This is a genomic window from Geminicoccus flavidas, from assembly GCF_009806515.1.
GTDB lineage: Bacteria > Pseudomonadota > Alphaproteobacteria > Geminicoccales > Geminicoccaceae > Geminicoccus > Geminicoccus flavidus.
Window position 1 is genome coordinate 1 of the sequence record NZ_WUJP01000287.1, and the last position, 3,130, is coordinate 3,130.

General features: G+C 69.7%; 2 protein-coding genes. Both read right to left on the reverse strand.

Going from position 1 to position 3,130, the window contains the following annotated elements:
* Nucleotides 1–173: 173 nt before the first annotated feature.
* Complete coding sequence (locus EQG76_RS07865; RefSeq protein ID WP_235031253.1) at nucleotides 174–2,645, reverse strand: penicillin-binding protein 1A; 2,472 nt, start codon at nucleotides 2,643–2,645, stop codon at nucleotides 174–176.
* A 183-nt stretch (nucleotides 2,646–2,828) separates the two neighbouring features.
* On the reverse strand, nucleotides 2,829–3,130 hold a 302-nt coding region (locus EQG76_RS07870), incomplete at its 5' end, for an N-acetylmuramoyl-L-alanine amidase family protein (RefSeq protein ID WP_235031254.1).

A 3,130-nucleotide genomic window follows, 5' to 3' on the forward strand; every position in this document is an offset into this window, starting at 1 on the left:
GGGCGTTCAGCTCGTCCAGGCGGACCAGGGCTTCATCCCAGTCAAAGATGCCTCCGCAGAAGGGCCACACCCTCCTTCAGCTCGTCCGCGGGATTCGCGATCTCAGCACGCATGTTCAGGCTCCGTAAGGACAGATTCGGGCATCGGTAGAAAAAAGTGGGGTCGTCGGCCGGTCAGTACAGGCCGTCATCCATGATCGGCGGTGCCACCGGTGCGGCGGGTGGCGCCGAACGGCCGGCCGGCTGCGGATCGTAAAGGGCGGTCTCGCCGCCGATCACCGCGGCGCTCGGCAGCTCGCTGGTGGGCGCGGTGCCCGGCAGGAAGGCTTCCAGGATCACCTGCTTGGTGTCGGGGCCGGGCAGGGCGCCGGTCGCGGCATCGATGCGAACCAGCTGCACGCCGGGCGGCACCCGGAACGGGGTGGGCGGGGTGCCTTCCAGCACCTTGCCCATGATCTCGGTCCAGACCGGCAGGGCGACCGTCCCGCCGGTCTCGCGATCGCCCAGGCTCTTGGGTTGGTCGAAGCCGATGAAAACGCCGGTGACCAGGTCGGGCGAAAAGCCGACGAACCAGGTGTCCTTGGCATCGTTGGACGTGCCGGTCTTGCCGCCGAGCGGCCGGCCCAGCTTGTTGGCGCTGGATGCGGTGCCGCGCTCCACCACGCCGGCCAGCATGTTGGTCATCTGGTAGGCAAAGCGCTCGTCGGTCACCGCCGGCCTCGTGTCGGGCAGGAGCGGCGGTAGGCCGCCGTCATAGGCTTCGGCCGTGCAGCCCTCGCAGCTCCGATCGTCCCGGCGCGTCAGCGTCCTGCCGTAGCGGTCCTGGATCCGCTCGACCAGCACCGGGGTGAGCTGCCTGCCGCCATTGACCAACTCGGCATAGGCCGAGGTCAGGCCCAAGAGCGTGACCTCGTTGGAACCGAGCGAGCCAGCCAGATAGTGCTGCAGGCCCCGGTCGATGCCGAAGCGGCGCGCCACGTCGATCACCTTGTCCATGCCGACCGCCTGGGCCAAGCGCACGGTCATCAGGTTGCGCGACTTCTCCAGGCCGAGGCGCAGGGTGGAGGGGCCGTAGAAGCGCTGGCTGAAGTTCTCGGGCTTCCACTTGGGCTGGTCCGGCCCCTGGTCGATCACGATCGGCGCGTCCAGCACGATCGAGGCCGGCGTGTAGCCGTTCTCCAGCCCCGCCAGATAGACGAACGGCTTGAAGGCCGAACCGGGCTGCCGCCAGGCCTGGGTGGCCCGGTTGAAGCTGCTCTGCCGGAAGTCGAACCCGCCGGAAATCGCCAGGACCCGGCCGGTATTGGGGTCGAGCACCACGGCGGCGCCCTCGACCTCGGGGCGCTGGCGCAGGCCGAAGCGCGGCGGCTCGCCCTCGGCGGCGATGTTCTCGACCAGGATGACGTCGCCCTGCTTCAGCACCTGGTCGGCGCGCGTGGGTGCCGGGCCCATCTTGCCCTCGGCGTCCACCGGCCGCGCCCATTTCAGGTCGGCGCTGCCGATCGTTCCGGTCGTGCCGTCGGCCAGGCCCAGATCGGCGCCCTCGGCACCCGCGGCCAGCACCAGCGCCTTTTGCCAGTCGAGCAGGCTAAAGCCCGGATCGACCGCCGCCAGCGCGTCCTGCCAGTCCGGGCGGGTGGCAGCGTCCGGCAGGTTCGCGATCGGGCCGCGCCAGCCGGTCTTGCGGTCGTATTCGGACAGACCGCGCCGGAGCGCGCTGTCGGCGATGCGCTGGATGCGCGGCTGCACCGTGGTCCGCACCGACAGGCCGCCCTCGTAGAAGCCGGCCTCGCCGAGCTGGGCTACCAGCCGGCGGCGCACCTCCTCCAGGAAGAAGTCGGCCGACGCCTGGTCGGCTTGGCCCCGGCGGGCGCGCAGGACGAACGGCTCGGCCCGCGCGGCGTCCGCTTCCTCGGCGGTGATGTAGCGGTCCGCCTGCATCCGGCCGATCACGTAGTTGCGCCGGTCGCGCGCCACCTCGGCGTTGCGGGCCGGGTCGTAACGCGACGGTGCCTTCGGCAGCCCGGCGATGAACGCGATCTCGCCCAGCGTCAGCTCGTCCAGCGACTTGTCGAAATAGTTGAGCGCCGCGGCGGCGATGCCGTAGGCCCGGTAGCCCAGGAAGATCTCGTTGAGATAGAGCTCGAGGATGCGTTCCTTGCTCAGCACCCGCTCCATGCGGATCGCCAGGATCGCCTCCTTGATCTTGCGGTCGATCGACACCTCGTTGGTGAGCAGGAAGTTCTTCGCCACCTGCTGCGTGATGGTCGAGGCGCCGCGTGGCCGCTCGTCATTGGCGACCCGACGCAGATTGTCGACCACCGCGGACGCGATGCCCTGCGGATCCACGCCCCAGTGGTGCCAGAAGTTCTGGTCCTCGGCGGCGACGAAGGCCTGCTGGATGCGGACCGGGATCGCGTGGATCGGGACCCAGACGCGCCGCTCCTTGGCGAACTCGGCGAGCAGCCGCCCGTCGCCGGCATGGACGCGGGTGACCGTGGGCGGCTCGTAGGTGGCGAGCTGCGCCACGTCCGGCAGGTCCTGGCCATAGCGCCACCAGGCATAGCCTAGTGCGCCGACACCGATCAGCACCGCCAGCAGGAGCAGGTTGAACAGCACGCCCAGCGCGCGCAGGAACGACGTCAAGCTCTTCAACCTTCCCGTGCGAGGCAATGCGCCGGCGGCAGACCCCGTGCCGGGCCCGGTAACGGGTCCCGTGGCAGCCGATGCGGCAGCGGCGATCGTTCACAACCGAACTTCACCGCGAGGTTACCGCATCCGTCGGCAGGGCTCAATTCCGCACCGACCCTGCCGGCCGATTGCCTGCGCTCAATGGGGTGCGGTGGCGAAATAGGCATCCAGCGCGTTCAGCACCGCCCCCGCCAGCTTGCGTCGGTGGGCCGGGTCGTTGAGCAACTGCTCGTCGCGCGGGTTGGACAGGAAGCCCAGCTCCAGCAGCACGCTGGGGGTGTCGGGCGACTTCAGCACCACGAAGCCGGCGAACCGGCGCGTGCCCTTCACCAGCCGGGTAACCTTGCCGAGCTCGTTCACCAGGGCGTCGGCGAAGCCGATCGAGCGGTTGGTCGCGTCGCGTAGGGCGAGATCGATCAGGATCTCGCTCACGATCGGGT